This is a genomic window from Spirosoma liriopis (assembly GCF_023196085.1).
Classification (GTDB): domain Bacteria; phylum Bacteroidota; class Bacteroidia; order Cytophagales; family Spirosomataceae; genus Spirosoma; species Spirosoma oryzicola.
Genome location: NZ_JALPRF010000009.1, coordinates 23,350 through 42,815 on the forward strand (window position 1 = coordinate 23,350; position 19,466 = coordinate 42,815).

Genomic DNA, 19,466 nt, shown 5'->3' on the forward strand with positions numbered 1-19,466 from the left:
GTGTTCACGCTGGGCAGTGCTACTGCCTTTACAATCAGACTATTATTCTGACATGTCAACCTATTAAAACGTATGAGCGAGCAACCGCTGCTGACCCCTTATCACTCCGATAAGCTCATCCTGAAAAACCGCGTGGTGCTGGCGCCCATGACCCGCGCCCGCGCCGACAACGAAGGCAACGTGCCTACCGACCTGATGGTGACCTACTACACACAGCGGGCCTCGGCGGGCCTGCTCATCTCGGAGGGCGCATTTGTGAGCCCCCAGGCCGTGGGCTACATCAACGTGCCGGGTATCTACTCGCAAGCGCAGGTGGCGGGCTGGAAAAAAATAACCGACGCGGTACACGCGCAGGGCAATCTGTTTTTTGCGCAGCTCTGGCACGTGGGTCGGCTGTCGCACCCCGACATGCTGAACGGCAACCTGCCGCTGGCCCCGTCGGCCATTAACGCCCACGACAACGTGTATACGCCTAGCGGCTTTCTACCCACGGTGACGCCGGCCGCCATGACGGTCGCGCAAATCAAGCAAACGGTGGCCGACTTCGCGCAGGCCGCGCAAAACGCGCTGGCCGCCGGCTTCGATGGGGTGGAGTTGCATGCCGCCAACGCCTACCTGTTTCACCAGTTTTTTGCGCAATGCGCCAACACCCGCGCCGACGAGTACGGCGGTTCGCGGGAAAACCGGGCCCGGTTTCTCTTCGAGGTGCTGGAGGCAATGCAGACAGCGGACGTGGACCTGAGCAAGGTAGGCGTGCGACTCAACCCCTCGCTCGACGGCTTGGGCGGTATCACGGTTGACGCTGAAACCCTGCCCACGTTTGATTACATCGTGCAGCGCCTTAATGACTACGGCTTGGCTTACCTGCACCTGCTGGAGCCGTTCACCGACGTGAGCCAGAATGCGCTTGCCGAATCCCACATTGCCCGGCGCTACCGCCCCCTCTACCAGGGCACGCTCATCATTAACAACGGCTTTGACCAGGAGAAAGGCAATACGATCCTGGCCGATGGGGAGGCTGACCTGGTGGCGTTTGGCAAACCCTTTATCGCTAACCCCGATCTGGTCGCGCGCTTTGCACAACACACGCCCCTGGCCAAACCAGACAAGGAGACCTTGTACACGCCCGGCCCTAAAGGTTACACGGACTACCCGGCCTTAGCTGAACCGGTACCTCATTAAGGCTGATTGTCAACTTTTACGCAAAACATCTTATTTCCAATAGAATGGCAACGAACATCATGCACTCGGCGCAGGCCAAATCGATCGGCGGGCGCGACGGCCGTATTGAATCAACTGACAACGTACTCAACCTGGAGCTGACCATGCCCCGCGCCCTGGGTGGCCGCGCCCGAGAAGGCGCGACGAATCCCGAGCAACTGTTTGCGGCTGGCTATGCGGCTTGTTTCGGCAATGCCGTCATTCATACGGCCCGACAGGCGAAAGTAAGCGTGGGCAACATTTCCGTCGACGCTCGGGTAGAACTCTTCATGAACGAGGATAATCTGCCAACGCTTGGCGTGGCTCTGCACGTGAACCTGCCCGACGTAGTCCAAGCCCAGGCCCAGGAAATCGTGGCCCAGGCTCACCAGACGTGCCCGTACTCGCGCGCCACGCGCGGCAACATCGACGTCAATCTCATCGTCACCACCGATGCCGTAGTAGCCGCCTAGGCCGCCACGTTTGCAGAGCGAGCCTTGCGCCCTGCTCGAGAGCGACCCTAGACCGGGCGTAAGGTTCTTAGTTCATCTGGGCCCGCCTGTTTAGCGAGCTGATGTTACCCATTTTTTTCACTCTTGCTCATTCTCTTTATGAATATTGGCATTATCGGTACCGGTTCAATCGGGGCTACCCTCGCGCAAAAGCTGATGGCTGCCGGCCACCAGGTGAAAGTGACCAACACCCGCCAGCCGGCCGAGTTGGCTCAAAAAGCAAAGGAGCTGGGCGCTAGCCCCGCCACCCTGCAAGACGTAGTACAGGACGTGGACCTGGTGTTCGTCAGCATCCCCTTGCATGTCATTCCAAAGCTGCCCGCTGGCCTGCTGCGCGACCTGCCCACGGAGGTAGTGGTGGCGGATACCAGCAACTACTACCCGCAACGGGACGGGAAAATCGACGCCTTAGAAAACGGGCAAGTCGAAAGCGTGTGGGTGGCCGAGCAGCTGGGTCGCCCCATCATCAAAGCTTACAACAATATTCTGTCCCAGACGCTGGTTGCGGGCAGCACTGCCCCCGGCACGTCCGGCCGCATCGCCATTTCGGTAGCTGGCGACGATGCGCAGGCCAAACAGCGCGTGGCCGAGCTCATCAGCGCTACAGGCTTTGACGTGGTAGACGCGGGCTCATTGGCCGATTCGTGGCGGCAGCAGCCCGGTACGCCGGCCTACTGCACCGAGCTCACGGCCCCGGAGCTGACCCAGGCGCTGGCCGCCGCCGTGCCGGGCAAGGGCCCACAGGTGCGCGATCAGATTATGGCCCAGCTCACGCAGCGCAACATGCCCCCCACGCGCGATGACCTCCTGGTCTTGAACCGCTCGCTGGGCATGGGCGTTTAGGGCCAGGAGCCGGCCGCCATGACGGGAGCGCAAACCAAGCAAACAGTGGCCGACTCGGCCCTAGCGCCTTAGTAGCCGCGCACGGCCCCACCGACCTATTATAAATTCATAGTGACCTGACATGTTATAAATTCATAGTAACCTCACATGGGAAATAACCAAAACCCAACCGTCTTAGTCTTGGGCGCCAGCGGCACTATCGGCCGTCGAGTTATTAAAGACCTGGAAGGTCAAGCGGTTAACGTGCGCATCACCTCGCGCAAACAGGTGGTAGTAGACCAGCTTACCCGCGAAGGCAAAGACTGCACCTACCTGGACCTGGACGACCCTAGAACCTTCGCCCTGGCGCTGGCCGGGGTGGACCGGGTGTTTCTGCTAACCGGCTACACGGTGGCCATGCTCACCCAGAGCAAAACACTGGTAGATGCGGCCAAGAAAGCAGGCGTCCAGCATATTGTGCACGTAGGCGTGTTTGCGGAGTGGGATACGACCGATGCGCACTTTGCGTGGCACCAGATGATCGAAAAATACATCGAGGCCAGTGGCATTGCCTGGACTCACCTCCACCCGAATATGTTTATGGAAGTATTTACGGGCCTGTACATCCCCAAAAACTTCACCTACACCGGCTATTGGGACGACCGTCGCATCGGCTACATTGCCTCTAGCGACATTGCGGCAATGGCCACCAAAGCGCTTGTCGAAGGGCCTCAGCGTCACGGTGGTCAACATTATTGGTTGAGCGTAGAAAGCTTTAACGGACAGGAAATTGCGGAGCTGTTGAGCGATGTTACCGGCCTCGACATCACGTATGAAAACAAAGGGCTCGAAGGCTTTAAAGGGGTAATTGAGCAGGTGGTGGCCAACGGCGGGGAGAGCTGGTACGCGAACGCCAACATTGAGTTTGTGACGCAGATGCTCGATGGCAGAATGTCGTATATGTCGATGGTGCAGAACGATATTCCGTACGTGCTGGGAAGACCGGCTAAAACACTTCGGGAATTTTTGGAGGAGCATAAGGCTGCCATAGTGGAGTCCGCCACCAAAAAATCGTAGTATTTTGTCCTGATATAAGTTATCCATTTTAAGCGAAAATTAGTGACCTATATCAGGACAAGTTATTCTTTTGGGGGCGCCCACTATTAATCGTAGAGTAACTGTTAGTATATCGTCTCTTATAACGCCCAATTTATGATGCTGACCCATTAAAGCTTATTCGTCTCACGGGGGAGCGTTTAAGGAGACGATTTTTTTTAATAACTGTAAACTCTAGTTAGTCGCATACGTACTACGATGGTACTATGCCTCCTTTACACCACTGACCTAATGATTTGCCAGCACGAAACGATTGAGTTGATACCAAATCGACAGTCGTTAAGAAGTTTACTTATAACTCAATTATTTCCCATTCGGGAATTGGGTAGAAAATTTGCTTAACGGACCTAAATAGAAGCGCTTTTTGCCGTATCAAATCGCTTTGCCTGTATTCGATCATACTCGTCCACATAATCCGGGTACTCCGTCTTCAATAGCCGATCCCAAAAACGAAAATACAAACCATAGTTACCCTTGAATTTACTGTGATGCAGATTGTGGTGTACCGACGTGTTGAGAATGTCAAAAAGGAATGAATGCCGAAACCAGCGTGGAGCTATCTCATAGCCTAGGTGACCATACACGTTGATCACAAATCCAACGACCGCAAACAACACGATTGTTAGAGCATGCATGGGTATCAGGCAAGCAATGACCACCAGGACCGCTCCTTCCGCCAAGGATTCAAGAAAGCTAAATGAATAGGAAGTCCAGGGCGACGGATTAGTTGATCGGTGATGCAACAGATGGGTCAACCGAAAGAGCTGTTTGTGGTGTAACAACCGGTGCAGCCAATAAAAATATGTATCGTGAATAACTAAACTGAGCACCAGACTCGTCACCACCCACCAGCCTGGATAGTCGGCTAAATGATCGTAGACCAGCGTGTAGCTCCTGAAGGGGGTACGCAGGACTAAATACGAAACCAGGGCGAAGACGGCTGTGGATTGCAGGGAATGCAGGATTTCACGAATAAAGTCCTTATTGATGGCATTTTTAGGCTGAATTTTCGACTTGGCAAAGTAGGGGGTAAAGACTAAATAGAAAATAAGAAATGGGATGCCGGCTAAAACGAAATATCGCAGGGTTAACAGGGTAAATGTACCCCCTATGATTTTCAATGAATGCTCCATGACAGACGGGTTCTAATGAGGCTATAAATCTACTGCCTCTGGCCTACCCGGCTCGTTAACTTAAGATAATTACCGCTCATGCCGGCTAGCCATTCGTCTTCTTAGCCGACTTAATGACACGGGCGTGATGCCCAGAAAGGTGGCAATATATTTATTGGGGACCCGATTGATAATATTGGGTTTTTGCTCAACCAGTTGGCGATAGCGCTCTTCGGGTGAAAGCAATACGAACGATTCGATCCGATCCATTGATTGAGCGAGCATAGTCATCAAAAAGTACTTGCGTGTGCTTTCTAACTTAGGCGTGCTTTCCAGCAGGGCTTGAAGGGCATCATATTCAATCTCCAGTAAGTCGGTATCCTCCATGGCCTGATAGGTAAACCGGGATGGTTTATCGAGGAAAATGGCATCTTGGGAAGCCACAAGCTGATCTTCCCAGTTTAACTCGGTTGTGATTTCATCCCCGTTCTGCTTGACCGTATACACGCGGATCAATCCCTTTAAGATAAGCGCGATTTTGCGATGGGTACTGTTTTGCTGCATATACACCTCTGAAGCCGCCAGGTGCCGGGGTTTGGCTAGCTGTAACAGAGTGGCTAACTCCTCATACGTCAGGTTTTTAAAGCGCTGCAAGTAAAACAGTATTCGTTCGGAGTGGGGATCAAAAGCTAGGGGTGGTGTTGGGTTTTCCATGTACACGAATGCCGATCGATTGAAGAGATGAAGCAAATATAAGTATCAGCACCGGGCCCGTTCGCTCTATCCACGGGTATAGTCTAGGGCACTGACTTAGATCTGCAACAACCGCCCGGTACTCATCTCACTTGGGAGCGTTTATGTGAGATTAGACTACCGATCTAGTGACTAGGGTGATAAACCGGGTTAGGACGGTACAACCAGTTTACCCGCGCCCTGGTCACTTCCCATAAAGTGATGCGCTACCACGATCTGCTCTAAGGTAAATGTTCCGCTGCCCCTAATCAGATTTGACCCGCTTCAACTTGCCGGATGTAGTGTTGAAACGCCATCGCCGGATTCGTAACCTGACCGCTATTGTAAGTGGTCAGCCGCCCCATAGCCGGAATAAAGTCCATTGGTACAAACTGAGGACTCGACCAGCTTTCGGCCAGCATCCCACTCATAGACCCGGTACTGCCGAGTTTGAGACAACGTAGCGAGGCCTGTAAGGTAGAGCTGCCAACCAATTCCACCACTTTATCGACGCCTTCCGGATAAATAGACCGCACGGCCTCCGTCAATTGACCGTTGTCGACCAATACGTGTGCCGCCCTTTAAGTTTGTAGTAACCCGTCCGTCAGCTTTAAACTATATACACCGGTTGCGGTTCATAGTACGTTGATTGGCGCAAACTTAAGATTGACTGACCATTACGTATGTCCCTGAACTATATCCGGCGGGGTGCCGGTAAACCACTGTTATTACTCCATGGCCTAGGTAGCTCTCTGAAGGCCTGGGATCTGGTTATCGATGAGTTGGCTACTCAGCGGGATGTGATTGCCGTGGACTTACCCGGTTTCGGTCAATCACCGGCCCTACTAGGCGAAGTATCTATTTCTACGCTGGCTGATGTGGTGACCGATTTTTTAAGCCAGCACCAGCTCCTGGGCATTGATGCTGTCGGCAACTCTATGGGGGGCCGATTGGTGCTCGAATTAGCCCGGCGGGGCCAGGTTGTCGGTTCGGTCGTATCCTTGGATCCGGGTGGTTTCTGGCAAGGCTGGCAGGTGGCCTATTTCTATCATTCGGTTCGGCTATCAGCTCAATTATCCAGCCTCATTCAACCGATTTTACCACCCCTGGTAAGCAATCCGGTGAGCCGAACACTGTTGTTCGCGCAATTTTCGGCTCATCCCTGGACGATCCCGGCTCCAGTGGCCCTGAATGAATTTCGGGAGTTTTTGCCCACCCCCAGCTTTACTAAACTTCTGGATAGTCTGGCCCATGGCCCCCCGCAGCAGGGAGCGCCCCTTGGCTCTATCCCCAACTTGGTCATTGGCTGGGGTCGCCAGGACCGGATTTGTCCGCCCAGTCAGGCGAAACGGGCCCTGGCGTTGTTTCCTGACGCGCAGCTTCATTGGTTTTCGAATTGTGGACATGTTCCGCAACTAGATGTGCCGGCTGAAACCGTGGCGCTGATTCTGGCCGTTACGGAGGGTCGCTACGAGCCTCAAACCCCAGTTTCTACGGAAACAAAGGAGTCTGAAGTTACCGAAAACGTCTTTATTGGTGTAGGTGTTGCGGTGCTGTTGGTAGGACTATTTCTCACGTTTGGCTTGAAACGATAAGGTCACATTGATCCGGAAGGCATCTACGATGTCTACTACGATTTAGGGGCTGTTTCTCTAGGTTAGTGGTGATAAACTAGCTAAAGTCATAGTCTAAATGTACTAGTTTTGGGTATTCAATTCTGAAGTACAAATTATTAGTTACTTCTCTAATAATTACAATTTATAGTTTAGGCGATCTCGTCCACGAAAAGGCTCCTATTCGAGATCGTCTAAAAGCCAGAAAAACTAATTTGAATACCTAAATATCCAATAAGCCCCGTTCATTATAGCCATTCTCTTCTTTTATCAACGCATCAACTTGCTTATCGAGTTTGGGCAAGTACATAGCCTGAATATAAACGAGATCCATCGAATTAAAGCAGACACCTCCGACTAGCTCGTAGCCACTGGACAATCGATCAACCACTTGCGACTCGAGCAATTCCAGGGTCTCGGCGGCTTCCACTACATATAACTTCATAGTAATACGAATTTGGTCAATGTACTGGCCAAGATACAAGCTGACCGCTATTTACTACTATCCGCTGGACTTATTAGTTTGCAATGATATCGTAGTTGCATCTTTTTAACCCGTTATTCCTCACTTATTAGCACCTGATCGTCTACTTCAAGATCTCAATTAAACGCTCCAAAGGCAATACAGTGCATGAGGTCTTTAACAGAGTTTCGTTAGCTGGTAAACAGAGTTACAAACGATGATCCTAAAGGCAATCTAAATCGGGCTTATAAATAGTATTTTACCGCTAAAATAGGGGTCAGCATAGCCTGTCCTGTCTTTTTCAAGCTTTGTATTTTTCCTGGCAGTCATTTAGGAAAAGCGGTCTTTCCATGAACAGTTTTGGCAGAAGATGGTATGAATCAAGTAATAACGATAAGTATAGGTCAGCGTCCAGTTGAGTAAGCGTTATATAGGACGATTATTTTTTGATACCTGTGAAGTGGCCACAGCGGCTGACCGTCGTCACCCCGGTTTAGTTCATAGCCTATGTTCCTTTGCAATTTATAACCATATAACTTAATCTTTATGAGACCATTACCTCATTTCGGCTGTCGTAGTGGTATACTAAACAGGTTTAAATTAGTTAGAATCGTTGGAAATATTTAACTATTTTAAGCTATGGCTGGCAAAGGATACTCAACTCAACAGCAGCTCCTGTCGAATAAACACCTCAAAGAGTGGAACGACACGACCACTGCCGAAACGGAAGCTTTCTACCAATTACAGTGTAAACACAAAATCGAGCGTGATCAGTTAGCCTTTGATAAAATCACGGATACCCATCAACGTAGTCTCTTAATCACTCAGCAATCAAAAGAAGTTGGTGAATTAAAACAACAGCATAGCCAGAAGCGGGACCTTATTCGAGAATGCCATCTTAAGGAGGAAAGCGCTCTTAAACGAAAATTGGTGGAGTTTACGACGCATAATTAATGATTGGGTTTCACGTCTCTATTTCACGAAACGCCCGTTTTAAGCGACCGTCGCTGAACTTCTACCAATGGGGTCAGTTCTAGCTATGTCCAGTCTCAAATTGTTATCTCAAGAATCAAATTCAAAATCTCACATTTTAGCTGAGTTTTTGAGACTGATTTACTCTCAAATGACCGCAGTCTGAATCATCCGCCGTTGAAGTAGCATCTCTTTCTGCGAAATCATTTAGTAACGAGCTACCCTATGTTACGGAAATTTTTGGCTTGATTTTTAAAGCAGCATTGATCGTAACAGAGTTCCATAATTATTTGTAAGAACTGCCAGCGGTCGCCAGCGCGATGGTAGCTACCAAGAGACCTTTTTTAAATGTGATCAAAACAGTTTCCCCCTTAAAAACAATACTGTCGTTAGGCTAACCCGAGAAGTCCAACCCCTTATCAAAAGTTAAAATAAACTCAGGATGCTCAGCAGCATGAAAGCCTAGCTCCTGATCAAGGAGTCGGAGTGCCTGCTCAAGAATTAGTCTTTGAGTAGCTGTAGGTACATAATTAGGCGTAGCCAGATCACGGGATAGTTGGTGTAAAGAGGCTATAGTAAATAAATAAGTCGATTCAGAAATTAACATAGTTCGCACTACGATTGTAGCTCCATTTTCAAGTTTTCCTGCCAGCACATGGCTACAAACGAACAGCAATTTTACAGACAAATAAATTTATCAATCGGCAATCGTGCCAACTCGGCTTAAATTCAGGACGAACAGTATATTCTACAGGACAAACCCTAATTGATCATTTAGATGGCATCTAAGATCGTCGGCCATGTGAAACCATTACTCTACTATTTGACTATATTTAATAGTAAATCATCTTTCATTCATTGTGACGTCAACCTATTTTGCACCTTCTGAACCAACAATGCTTTATCGCAACGCCGACTTAACACTACTCGTCTCGGCCCATGCCGATGAGCAGGCAATAGCGTTGCTCCAGCAAACAACTTATGGTACCGAAGGTATTCGTTATCAGCAAACGGGTCAGGAGGCTAAACTAAACCGGCTAAATAATCCCTTCTTTTTTCACCTTTACCAACATCAAACGTTGATTGGATTATATTGTCTGGATCAACGGGCCGTTGGTTTTCCTGACGCTTCCATCTCGGGCTACTACGGCCGCTACCTGGCCGTTCATCAAAACGTGCAGGGACGCGGGTACGGCCAACTATTGAAAACAACGGCTGTCAACTACGTTAATCAGCATGTGTCGACTCCCCACCTGTTCTATTCCTACATCGAATCTAGGAACACCCGCTCCATGGCCGCGTCGATCAAGGAAAACTTTACATCGATAGCCAGGCTGAAAACCTTTATGTTCAGACGCTTTTCGCCCCATAAAGATACCCGCTTTATCCAGGCCTCATTAACCGACTCAAGTCGAAACTTGCAGCTAGTTCAACGTCAGTATACCGACTATGGCTTTCAGAACTTCTTGAACATCAATTATAAAAACAACTACTTTGCCCTTGAAGAAGATGGTCATCTACTCGTAGGGGTTCAGGCCAATCTAATCATCTGGAAGTTAGTCCACATCCCAGGGAAGTTCGGCTCATTCATTCACTATGTAGCTCCCTTTTTACCTGGCTTGCGTCGTTTCTTCAATCCAGCAAGACAGTCGTTTGTCGCGCTTGAAGGCGTTTATATTGCGGAAGGCCAGACACAGCTGCTACCTGTTTTGCTGGAAAGTGTACTGGCTCACTTTGATGTTTATACCGCCATGTGGCAGATTGACGAGAAGGACCCTTTAATCAATTTATTAAATAGTCCAAAGATGGGTCGCTTTAGCCAGTTTCAGCCGGGTGTTACGACGCACCTCATGGTAAAAGATCTTGACCGACCTTCCCATATTCAATTAGGTAAGGAACCGGCCTATGTATCCTGCTTTGACTATTCCTAAATGACGCTATATCCTACTGCATCTCCTTTATCCAACAAGTTCTAAGATAGGTAGTCCGGTTTCCAATGAACCAAGCCGAAACGCAATTAAAACAGTTACTCGAACGATCCCGCCAGCAGCTGACACGGCCTTTTTCTAACGTTCAACGTCGATTATTGTACGTCATTAATATTACGTACCTGATTTTAACACCCCTCTTTTTAGCGAGCGAAAAGCTGGCCACCGGCACTTACGTACCTGACAATCGGCTTTGGTTCATATACGGGCTTGTTTGGTTAGCTAACCTTATTTCGGGGATTTATGCTTTCTTCACGTTGGCTGAAAATCAACTTACTTTTTTTGGTAGACCCTTGAATCTATCAACGCTGAAACACAGCAAACGCACCGAAAATGCTCTACGCTGGATCAGTGTGGTATCCGTCATGTTCATGAGTGTAGCCAATATGCTTGGCATTGGTAATCCATCCAATGATTCGTTGTTGACCGATTTTGCCCTTGCTCACTCACTCATTGTGTTAGCGGCCATGATATTAGGACGACCGGCGATGTTCACCTGGGCAGCTGTTGTGATCGGGCTATTGGTATGGGTAACGTTTGGGAAGTTAGAGGGCTACTCCTATCGTTATAACTACCTGACACCCGATGAATCCGTTCGTTATCAAACAGCATTAACTCAACGAAAAGCTTGGGCGCTGGACCGTCAGGCCATCCTGAAGGCTAACCACCTTAATCCGCCACAAGCTTCGCGATACTTTAATACATGGTTGATTTTCATCGTCGTCGCTACGGCCACTGCCTACTATTTCGCCGGTGTTGCGCTTGATTTGTTTAAAATTATACCAGAAGTAACCGAAGATATAAAGGATGCCATTGAGGCCACTAAAGTAGCCGAAGAACGGCGTCTATTGCAACAGCAGGAAACATTGACTACTGAATTGAAAGCACTTAAGGCGCAAGTCAATCCGCACTTCCTGTACAACACGCTAAATTATTTTTATATCAGATCTCAGGAGGTGGACCCTGAACTAGCTGACTCAATCATTAAACTGTCTGGAATTATGCGCTACAGCATGCGCGAAGACTTTAATACGGCCAGACTATCCGAGGAAATAAACTACATGCAACAGTTCATTAGTCTGCACCAGGTACGGTATCCTCTGCAAATACGATTTAACGTGACCGGTGATGTAGAGTCAAAGAACATACTTCCTTTTTTGCTCATTGGCCTGGTAGAAAATGCGTTTAAACACGGCAATATGACTGACCCTAACTATCCATTTGTGGTTGACATCAAGGCCACCGATGATCGAATTGAGTTCTTTACCTCAAATCTGAAAAATAAAAAGCAGCGGTTTGAGAGCAACCATATTGGTCTCACCAACACCCGGCAACGGCTCGAGCGTGCTTATGAGCAATACTCATTCGATATTAATGAGACGGATGATACCTTTTCCTGTAACCTACTTTTACTTAATCAACGGCTATGACCTGTATAATACTCGATGACGAAGAAATTTGCGTGAATCAGCTCCGGAAGTTCATTGAAAAAGTACCCACCTTGCACCTAAAAGCTTGTTTTACAAATCCGAGTGATGCTATTGTGTACCTTGAGCGGGAAAAGGTTGACCTTGTTTTTGTAGATATGGAGATGCCCAACTTATCACTTGACGGGCTGGACTTCGTTCGAATTCTAGGCGATTCTCAGAATTACATATTTACTACGGCACACCCAAAGTATGCGTCACCAAGTTATGAACATAAAGCCATTGACTTCCTTGAAAAACCATTTTCATTTGAGCGGTTTTCAATAGCTGTTCAGCGAGCAAAACAGCTACTAGAAGGAATTAAACGAGACGATTCTCCAGCTCCAGACAACTACACATTTGTCCGGGTAGATGGCAATTTACAACGGGTTGATTTTAGCGATTTATGCTGGGTTGAAAGTGAGCGGAATGGTATCTGGTTCTATACGGAAACAAACCGCTTTCATTCCGCCTTAACTATTAGTGATATTGGGATGCGTCTACCGCAACATCAATTCTTTCGCATTCACAAATCCTATATCATTCCTGTCAATAAGGCAGAGGTGATTAATAAGTATTCGATTTGCATTCTTAGGCAGGGGAAGCTTCAGGAGATACCGATTGGAGATACATACCGAAAAGAGTTTATTACATTTATTGAAAATAAGGTGATGAAAAAGTAGAACATAATCATTGACAATTCGAACACCGTCCCATACTATCCCAGTAAATGACACTGTAACCCGACAGATCACCTACCTCAGCACTAATTTCTGCTAATACATAATCAATGTCGTTCGTGACGCTCCTGTTACCAAGATCGAGATTAATGATTGCAATGATGTTTCATGTTTCCTTCAACGGTATACGTATAATCAGCCGAAAATGGCCTATTTGGGGTTTTACGATTCATTCCATGGCTATTTACAGTTGATACGAATGTCGAAGTAAGCGAGTTGGGTGCGGAACTGTTCACAGTTCATTTTTCGCTGACGCAGAATAGCTTGACGAAGATGTTGACGTGTGTAACGACTACCTAGCATCAGACCATTAGCCTCACAAAAAGCATCCAACTGCTGCTGAGTAAATCGACTGGATGAGCCAAGTTTGAGCGTTATTTCAACTTGTTCGACGTTTGTCCGAGCGGCCAGCTTTCCGCGCAAATCAGTTATGGCTGCATGAACCGTCACCCCAAATCCCAGCTCTCCCCGGAAGCTTACACAATAATCCCAAAATTCGTTTTTTAACGCACGTTGATACAGAATGGCTCCTCCGATGCGGTGCTTTATCTGTACGGTCAGATACCCATTCCTCTGTATGGATGCAATAACCTTATCGTCGGTTAATTGGTAATTAAGCCGAAAGAATCGACCGATGGTTCTGATTAACCAGTCTCCCGACCATTTTTCAATCGGTACGCTTCTGACTAATCTTCCCCACTCTCCTCTTCCTTCATAAAAATGAACAACAGCCTGTGCGCTATCCACCAAAATTCGGTAGTCCTCTACCACCGCAAAGGCATTGGCAGATTGGTTAGTCTGTAAGTTGTTTAAAGAAGTCTCCTGCTCCATAAATCGGTGATTCCAGCCAGGCATAATATAGGCTCGGCCTAAAGCGGCCTTGCCAAATATACGCCATTTGGTGAAAGAGACCGACGGATAACGGGCGTATGAACGGAGTAGGGATAGTCGTTTTCTGTTTTATCCGCCCTTGGATGTACCAATCATCGGTATCCGATCATGGTCAAAATGGGAAGCCAAAATAGAAAACAGGCAGTTGGTTTCATGCGAACTTAATTTGTCCAGCAACTTAGTAATCATTCTACGTGCCCGGTGTAACATGGCATCGGCCATCCGACCCGGAGCTGGACAGTTAAACAATCGGCGGTTTATTCCTGACACATTTGCAGTAATCCGATGAGCAGCAAAAATGCGATCACCAATCCGCCAATAACATAATTGGAGGCAAGCAAATAAGTTCTTTTTATGATCCGGCCATACAAGTCAGCAAGCTGATAATTGATTAAGAAGTAAGGACGACTAATGAACTCTGCTAGAATAATCTTCATCGGGTTTATTCAACTGGTTGCAGTACACTAACCACCATTTCATGTTTAAGCCAAGCTTCTCACACCAACCTGATCGGCAACGGCTCGTGCTTTAGCAAAAGCCTGATTAAAATAGCCGTCCCGAAAATCTTTCATGAGTCGACTTGGGCTACTGTAAGCATATGCAATGTCCACATGAGCCAACCACGTTAGACTTTCTGTCTGCTCTGCTTGATTGAAGCTGCCAATGTCATGCCCGTTTATCAATAAGATGCTGACTATTTCAGACGCAGGCACCCCGTTATCAGGATATGTTTCGTAAACAATACCTATACTGCCTGCGGGATTAGGGCCGAATGATTCAGTTGTCCGAACTATATCACCAACTTGGTTAGCCTGGACTGTTTTTTCGTCTGATTTCATGTTTTTCATATTGAGGATAACGACTAATTAATTTTCAAAAATATGTATTTCACATTAAACTTAACACCAAAATATAAAATACATATTACATAAGCCAAAATCTGTACCTGTCGGTTAGTCCTCATCAGGTTCCTCTAAAGGCAAGCTTTCATCATCAAGCATAGACCGATTAGTCTGCGCAGATGCAAGAGAAGTAAATCCTATAAATTCCACCTGGTCAGTTAATTCCGATTGGGTCCAGGCCGGTGCCTGCAGCCTCCCCTCCTGCGTTACCCGATGCCAGAGGGCACACCCATATATAATGTGGCCAGTCGTCCGTAGGCGAAAGGCAGGTGGTAGTGGTTCCGTGTAAAGCGCTTCATCATCGCAATAGGCAGCATCAGGACAATCGTCTATACTGATTGGTTGTTGTCCGGCAATGGTAAGCCGACGAGCCCCAATTTGTCGGCAAACATCGACCAGTGAATCGTTTATGTCAACGGGATATACCTTTTCTAGATAAGGGTCAATTTTCAACAGCTCAGTCATCGTTGATAAGGAGTTAAAATTGCGGCCGTCTTCTTGCAAAGACGGCCGTGTTCATTTACCATGAAAACACATAAATTGGCGCAGGCTTATAGGCTATTGGGCCTAGAAACTCAATTTCGCCAGTTACCTCCACGAGAGTTGCTTCGGGAGTTACTGTATCACCCTCCCCATTACTACCCGTCCATACGCCATTACCGTAAATAATCTGCCCAGTAGAACGCAGCCTGAACGCTACTAGGTAAGGATCATCAGGGAGAAGGTCATTGCAGAAAACTCCGTCGCCATCAGGTTGGCGGGCCATATAATCTATGGTGTCACAATCAATCCACTCATACAACTGCTCCAATGAGCCATCATGTAAAACCGAACGTACCTGCTTATTTGTAGCGTCGATCAGAAATACCGGTACAGATTGCTGAGGAGAGGGAACAGGTTTCGTTGCCATTAGTAGCGCCCGCAATAACATGACGGAGCCGCACAAAAAAATACAGAGTAAAGAGGAGCTGGACACAGTTGTCCAGCTCAAATCGCATTAGGCCAATATAGTCTGTTCATTTACCCCTTCCTGAAACTCTCCTGGCTCGGGTTCGGGAAGCATATCCACAAACGGGTTGAATACGTTTTTAGCTACCTGCGTTTTCCCCGTCTCGGTGAGCGTCTCACGACGGTACAGGTTGATTGTCTGCACGTAATTGGTCATTTCCAGGGTAATATCTTTATCAGCGGGTTTGTAGGTAAATGACGCTATGTAGTATATGCCTTTGGGCTGTATTTTGTTATTCTCCCGCTTATCCGCATTCACCGTCAGTACCACTTCATTGAGTTTGATACGGTTATAGACCAAGGGGGTTATAAGTCGCTTCAGGTTAGCCACACTGTAACCGTGAAACAAAATTTCCGAAACGCAATCGGCCTCGTCAATGAAGAATAATTCAGCCCATATTTTCAGCCCCTGACCCAAAATGTCATCCGAAAAGATACGCCAGGCGATGGGCTGAAACGACAGCGATGAACCCAACTTTTCAATATTGTTCTCATCATAATGAATGGAGAACTTGCCCTCTTTGGCATCGAAACGGTACTGTTTGGGGTTACCTGGAATGTACAGGTACTTGTCTACAACTTCACCCGTTTCAGTATCTACAATCTGAAAGGGACCGACCGGCGACCCGACAACAGAGAGATTCGCTAACGCTTGCATTGTCTTTGCCCGAAGTAACACGTCGGTGCCGCGCAATAGGAACATTATAAAGATACAGTTAAATAGGCATAAGACAAAGCTATCTACCTGTTAAACAGCAATATACATAAACCCTCCGCTCCCCTTCGTTCACCGTTCGTTTGAGGATTATTCATGCGATAAATCAACATTCTTTGCCAGCTCTGACCGTAAAAGCTTCAGGCCATAGCTAACGGTCAGTTTGTCAAGCTTAGATAGGCTCACTTCTTCCGAAGAAACGTTGATGCGCTTAATGAGGTCATTTACTAATCGCTCACACTGTTCGTGCTCAACGTATTTAATCTGTATGTCCATTTGTTGCTCAGCATCCATGTTTCATTTATTCTAGCATTGACATTGTGTTTGGCTGGTTCTCACGTAACTACATTAATTTTTGTGGCGTAGCTTTAGAAGGTGTGTTCCTCAAAGTGGGTTGAGGCCGCTCGACATTTGCTTTTTGCGTTTGAAGCTCTTCGTTCCAATCCTTTGCAAAGGGACGTTTGACAACCAGTTTGTCGGTTAGACCCCGCCATTTGATGGACAGTTTTTCAATTCGGGTCAGCATAGGGCGGTGGTTGGGCAAATGAATAGTCAGTAAGCTATGGTTTCCCTGATGCATAATAGCATCCGCCGTCGCTCGATTCATGTCCGGTGTGTACCCTTTGTTTAAGGTTGTCAACACTTTTTCTTGTAATGATTCAAGGTGCAACTTACGTTCTGCTTCTTCAACCGGTAACCCATATACGTCAATTGATAAAATGTTACTGTGTTTGTTGTGATTGATGCTCAACTGGTGATTCGCCTGCTCAATGGATTGGCCGGGAAGTTGGAGTCGACCTGACCAGCCAATATTGAAGCGAATACCGCTGTTATCATTATCGTGTCCGAGAATAACTTGCTCCGGCTTCACCCGGTCAATTAACCGTTGTACGGTAAGGGGCTGAAGTGAAGAAGGTTGCCCACCAGTAGACACATAGACCCGGTCGTAAGGTTCCTCCGGTGGGTGAAGCTGGTGATAGGACAAGGCGTCAATCGGACTCTCACAAATCAGCATTTCTTTGGGTTGATGGCCTTTGGGCAGATTCGACACCCAGATACTCTCCAGGCGTTCGCCCCAAGTATGTCCATTAACTAAACCCGTTGGACTGTCGTTTTTCAGTAAAATGGCCGTGATGCCCTGTTCACTCTCCATTGGGAATACTGTGTTGATAACCGTTTCCCCTGTCTTCTTACTAACAAACGTCTTGTTGAAAATTTTGCCAATAAACGCCCGGTGGCCAATTGTATCGATCGTTAATCCTCGCTTTTCCATGAGATAATCCGTGTTCGTTAACGGATCAAGCCTGAAGTAATGAGATATGGCCTTACTTCGGGTCGCTTCAGCGGGCGGCTGACTTTCAACCGTACCAGTGGAACGGCTATTAGCAAGGTGTGATAAATCACCCGTGTACCGGCCAATAAACTCGTGAAGCTGCTGCCAGCCCTCCCGTGTTGCCGTGTCGATGTGTAGTTTATCAATTACATAATCAACAATCGTCCCCCGATCACGGCGGTCCTCTGGGTTATAATAAAAGTATTCGTTTGTTTTTTGATTGTTGCCGATGATGAGCTTTCGACCTTCAGCGTTTTCAAGCACTGGCCAGCGCCGGGTCGATTTTCGCCGGTCCTTCGTGAAACCTTCTGTCTCCAGAAACTGCACCAGGTCAATCTTCTGCTTGTAGTCGGATAACTGCGGCTTTGTAGTCAGCATACGTGTATGTTAGTTGGTGATAACGTTGAGAGAAGTTGCTTAGGGATTTGCTTTAGGTGCCCGCTTTGTCCGAGGAGCGGTGGCCGTTTTGCCCTGATTTGTATCGTGGTTGCCTATGCTGTCAGATGCGGTAGCCGAACCGTTGTTCTCGGACGTACCGTTTGGGATGTGGTCGAAACGTAGGCCTCGGCTTGCCGCTGATACGCGCACATAAGCCGAAAAAGCTGTGCCGGCTTTACTGGTCATGTTATCGAGCCGAATGGCCTTTCCCTGAATCAGCCGCTGTTTTTGCAAACCATTAAGCGTTACTCCTTTCAAGTGGGACATCCGCTCAATTTTCGGTCGAATTACATCTGCACGAAGTACCGTAAGTGTCTTCGTGTCTTTGTCAACGCCAATGAAGCCGGTGAACTTTTGGCCACTCTGCTTGTCGATCAGTTCAGCTACCCGGCCCATGTCGCCGTACTTATGAAGATTAGCTTTATCCTTTTCAGAGAAGATATGCCCCAGGTAACTTTCTTTGAGAGTCAACTTCTGCTGAACGTCCTGAAGTACAAGTTGTGGGCCGTCGTCTGGTGTATTTAACACATACAGCTTACCAGTATTGCCATCACTCGTTGTGACGACATCCGTTTTTTGGCCATTGAGCAATCGCTTTGCGTTCTCCTCGGTTAGCTCGACCGCAAACTGACGGTTTGCCTCTTCGAGTAGTGAATCAGGGTATCGAGTTTCTACTACCACTGGTTGAAGTTGATCGTTTACTACAGGCTTTTCAGTTACAGGTGACCCACCCGAAACAAGCCTTGCCTGACGCAGATTGACAAACTGACCTGTACCCGGTAAAGTACCGGCGATAGACACAACCTTAGGTGACTCCCCCTGGTTGAAAACCGTCATATGAAATTGACGATTAGCATACCCGTAACCAATGAGTGGCATGCTCGGGTCATAGTGACTATAAAGTATGGTTTCAATGGTGCGTATCGCTTCCCGATAACCCAACCGGTAAAGATTCATTTCTGTAGGACAATCGGGATCACCAACTAAGAGCAAAGGCTGTTTCCAGCTTATGGCCCTGAGCACAGGGAAAAAAAGCGGTTCGTCTCGACGGTACTTCTCCTCAATCAATTCGACGGCCGATTGGTCATTAAAAATGTATACCTCTACCTCCCGTTCCTTTCGTATGTCAGAAGGTTTGTACTGATTTATCGTGTAGCGAATTGACGCGGATAAAGCACAATACACATTGATCTGCGGATCAATTGGTAAACGCTGATACAGATCCTGGATGTGAGATGTATTCTCAAATCTCAATTCGATTGAAGGTGGTTGACTAGTTGAATCAATTTCAGATACATACCGGATCGGCTCCTCCACAGGGTTGTCGCCGATTAGTAATTGGCGAATCTCATTAAGAATGGCCTTCCCTACCAGATCAAGCACCTGCTGTGCCATTGAAGCCCTCGCTTGCGCTGTGACTTTCGGTCCTACATGCATACAACT

21 protein-coding genes are annotated in these 19,466 nt (G+C 47.7%); 9 read left to right on the forward strand and 12 right to left on the reverse strand.

Annotated features, from left to right (window positions below):
* Window positions 1-72: 72 nt before the first annotated feature.
* The 4 genes from M0L20_RS26900 (at window position 73) to M0L20_RS26915 (ending at window position 3,611) form a co-directional block, all read left to right on the forward strand.
* Window positions 73-1,182, forward strand: coding sequence for an alkene reductase (locus M0L20_RS26900; protein WP_232563697.1), 1,110 nt, complete (start codon window positions 73-75; stop codon window positions 1,180-1,182).
* Between the two features lie 44 nt (window positions 1,183-1,226).
* Window positions 1,227-1,673 (forward strand): organic hydroperoxide resistance protein, encoded by a 447-nt coding sequence (locus M0L20_RS26905; protein WP_232563698.1) that lies wholly within the window; start codon window positions 1,227-1,229, stop codon window positions 1,671-1,673.
* A gap of 123 nt (window positions 1,674-1,796) precedes the next feature.
* Entirely contained in the window at window positions 1,797-2,555 is a 759-nt protein-coding gene (locus M0L20_RS26910) for an NADPH-dependent F420 reductase (protein WP_248480307.1), read from the forward strand.
* Window positions 2,556-2,702: 147 nt separating this feature from the next.
* The gene (locus tag M0L20_RS26915) at window positions 2,703-3,611 is read left to right on the forward strand and encodes an NmrA family NAD(P)-binding protein (protein ID WP_232563700.1); all 909 of its coding nucleotides are present in this window, start codon (window positions 2,703-2,705) and stop codon (window positions 3,609-3,611) included.
* Between the two features lie 386 nt (window positions 3,612-3,997).
* On the opposite strand, the gene M0L20_RS26920 is transcribed toward M0L20_RS26915, so the two are convergent.
* From M0L20_RS26920 to M0L20_RS26930, 3 genes are all read right to left on the reverse strand, one after another.
* Window positions 3,998-4,783, reverse strand: a complete 786-nt coding sequence (locus M0L20_RS26920) for a sterol desaturase family protein (protein ID WP_248480309.1) — start codon at window positions 4,781-4,783, stop codon at window positions 3,998-4,000.
* Between the two features lie 69 nt (window positions 4,784-4,852).
* Entirely contained in the window at window positions 4,853-5,476 is a 624-nt protein-coding gene (locus M0L20_RS26925; protein WP_232563708.1) for a Crp/Fnr family transcriptional regulator, read from the reverse strand.
* A gap of 287 nt (window positions 5,477-5,763) precedes the next feature.
* A complete protein-coding gene (locus tag M0L20_RS26930) occupies window positions 5,764-6,030 on the reverse strand; it encodes an MDR/zinc-dependent alcohol dehydrogenase-like family protein (protein ID WP_232563703.1) in 267 nt (88 codons plus the stop codon).
* A 147-nt stretch (window positions 6,031-6,177) separates the two neighbouring features.
* Here M0L20_RS26930 and M0L20_RS26935 point away from each other — a divergent pair, with 147 nt between their 5' ends.
* Entirely contained in the window at window positions 6,178-7,089 is a 912-nt protein-coding gene (locus tag M0L20_RS26935) for an alpha/beta fold hydrolase (RefSeq protein WP_232563704.1), read from the forward strand.
* A 241-nt stretch (window positions 7,090-7,330) separates the two neighbouring features.
* Here M0L20_RS26935 and M0L20_RS26940 read toward each other — a convergent pair whose 3' ends face one another.
* Window positions 7,331-7,552, reverse strand: a complete 222-nt coding sequence (locus M0L20_RS26940) for a hypothetical protein (protein ID WP_232563705.1) — start codon at window positions 7,550-7,552, stop codon at window positions 7,331-7,333.
* 657 nt (window positions 7,553-8,209) lie between these two features.
* Here M0L20_RS26940 and M0L20_RS26945 point away from each other — a divergent pair.
* The 4 genes from M0L20_RS26945 (at window position 8,210) to M0L20_RS26960 (ending at window position 12,679) form a co-directional block, all read left to right on the forward strand.
* Window positions 8,210-8,524 carry a hypothetical protein gene (locus M0L20_RS26945; RefSeq protein ID WP_232563706.1) on the forward strand — a complete coding sequence of 105 codons (315 nt, stop codon included), beginning with the start codon at window positions 8,210-8,212 and terminating at the stop codon, window positions 8,522-8,524.
* Between the two features lie 914 nt (window positions 8,525-9,438).
* Window positions 9,439-10,473, forward strand: coding sequence for a GNAT family N-acetyltransferase (locus tag M0L20_RS26950; RefSeq protein ID WP_232563714.1), 1,035 nt, complete (start codon window positions 9,439-9,441; stop codon window positions 10,471-10,473).
* A gap of 65 nt (window positions 10,474-10,538) precedes the next feature.
* Entirely contained in the window at window positions 10,539-11,960 is a 1,422-nt protein-coding gene (locus tag M0L20_RS26955; protein ID WP_232563715.1) for a sensor histidine kinase, read from the forward strand.
* The gene (locus M0L20_RS26960) at window positions 11,957-12,679 is read left to right on the forward strand and encodes a LytR/AlgR family response regulator transcription factor (protein WP_232563716.1); all 723 of its coding nucleotides are present in this window, start codon (window positions 11,957-11,959) and stop codon (window positions 12,677-12,679) included. The genes M0L20_RS26955 and M0L20_RS26960 overlap by 4 nt, the downstream gene beginning before the upstream one ends.
* Before the next feature lie 237 nt (window positions 12,680-12,916).
* Here M0L20_RS26960 and M0L20_RS26965 read toward each other — a convergent pair whose 3' ends face one another.
* The 8 genes from M0L20_RS26965 to M0L20_RS27000 form a co-directional block, all read right to left on the reverse strand.
* Window positions 12,917-13,591 carry a hypothetical protein gene (locus M0L20_RS26965; protein ID WP_232563717.1) on the reverse strand — a complete coding sequence of 225 codons (675 nt, stop codon included), beginning with the start codon at window positions 13,589-13,591 and terminating at the stop codon, window positions 12,917-12,919.
* A 518-nt stretch (window positions 13,592-14,109) separates the two neighbouring features.
* Window positions 14,110-14,475 carry a hypothetical protein gene (locus M0L20_RS26970; protein ID WP_248480311.1) on the reverse strand — a complete coding sequence of 122 codons (366 nt, stop codon included), beginning with the start codon at window positions 14,473-14,475 and terminating at the stop codon, window positions 14,110-14,112.
* 105 nt (window positions 14,476-14,580) lie between these two features.
* On the reverse strand, window positions 14,581-14,994 hold the full coding sequence (locus tag M0L20_RS26975) for a hypothetical protein (RefSeq protein WP_248480313.1): 414 nt from the start codon (window positions 14,992-14,994) through the stop codon (window positions 14,581-14,583).
* A 55-nt stretch (window positions 14,995-15,049) separates the two neighbouring features.
* Window positions 15,050-15,439, reverse strand: coding sequence for a hypothetical protein (locus tag M0L20_RS26980; protein WP_232563720.1), 390 nt, complete (start codon window positions 15,437-15,439; stop codon window positions 15,050-15,052).
* A gap of 87 nt (window positions 15,440-15,526) precedes the next feature.
* Window positions 15,527-16,195: a hypothetical protein gene (locus tag M0L20_RS26985; RefSeq protein WP_248480315.1), complete on the reverse strand. Its 669-nt coding sequence runs from the start codon at window positions 16,193-16,195 to the stop codon at window positions 15,527-15,529.
* 147 nt (window positions 16,196-16,342) lie between these two features.
* Complete coding sequence (locus M0L20_RS26990; RefSeq protein WP_248480317.1) at window positions 16,343-16,546, reverse strand: hypothetical protein; 204 nt, start codon at window positions 16,544-16,546, stop codon at window positions 16,343-16,345.
* Between the two features lie 49 nt (window positions 16,547-16,595).
* On the reverse strand, window positions 16,596-17,963 hold the full coding sequence (locus tag M0L20_RS26995) for a toprim domain-containing protein (protein WP_248480318.1): 1,368 nt from the start codon (window positions 17,961-17,963) through the stop codon (window positions 16,596-16,598).
* A 39-nt stretch (window positions 17,964-18,002) separates the two neighbouring features.
* Window positions 18,003-19,460 carry a DUF3945 domain-containing protein gene (locus tag M0L20_RS27000; protein ID WP_248480319.1) on the reverse strand — a complete coding sequence of 486 codons (1,458 nt, stop codon included), beginning with the start codon at window positions 19,458-19,460 and terminating at the stop codon, window positions 18,003-18,005.
* Between the last annotated feature and the right edge of the window lie 6 nt (window positions 19,461-19,466).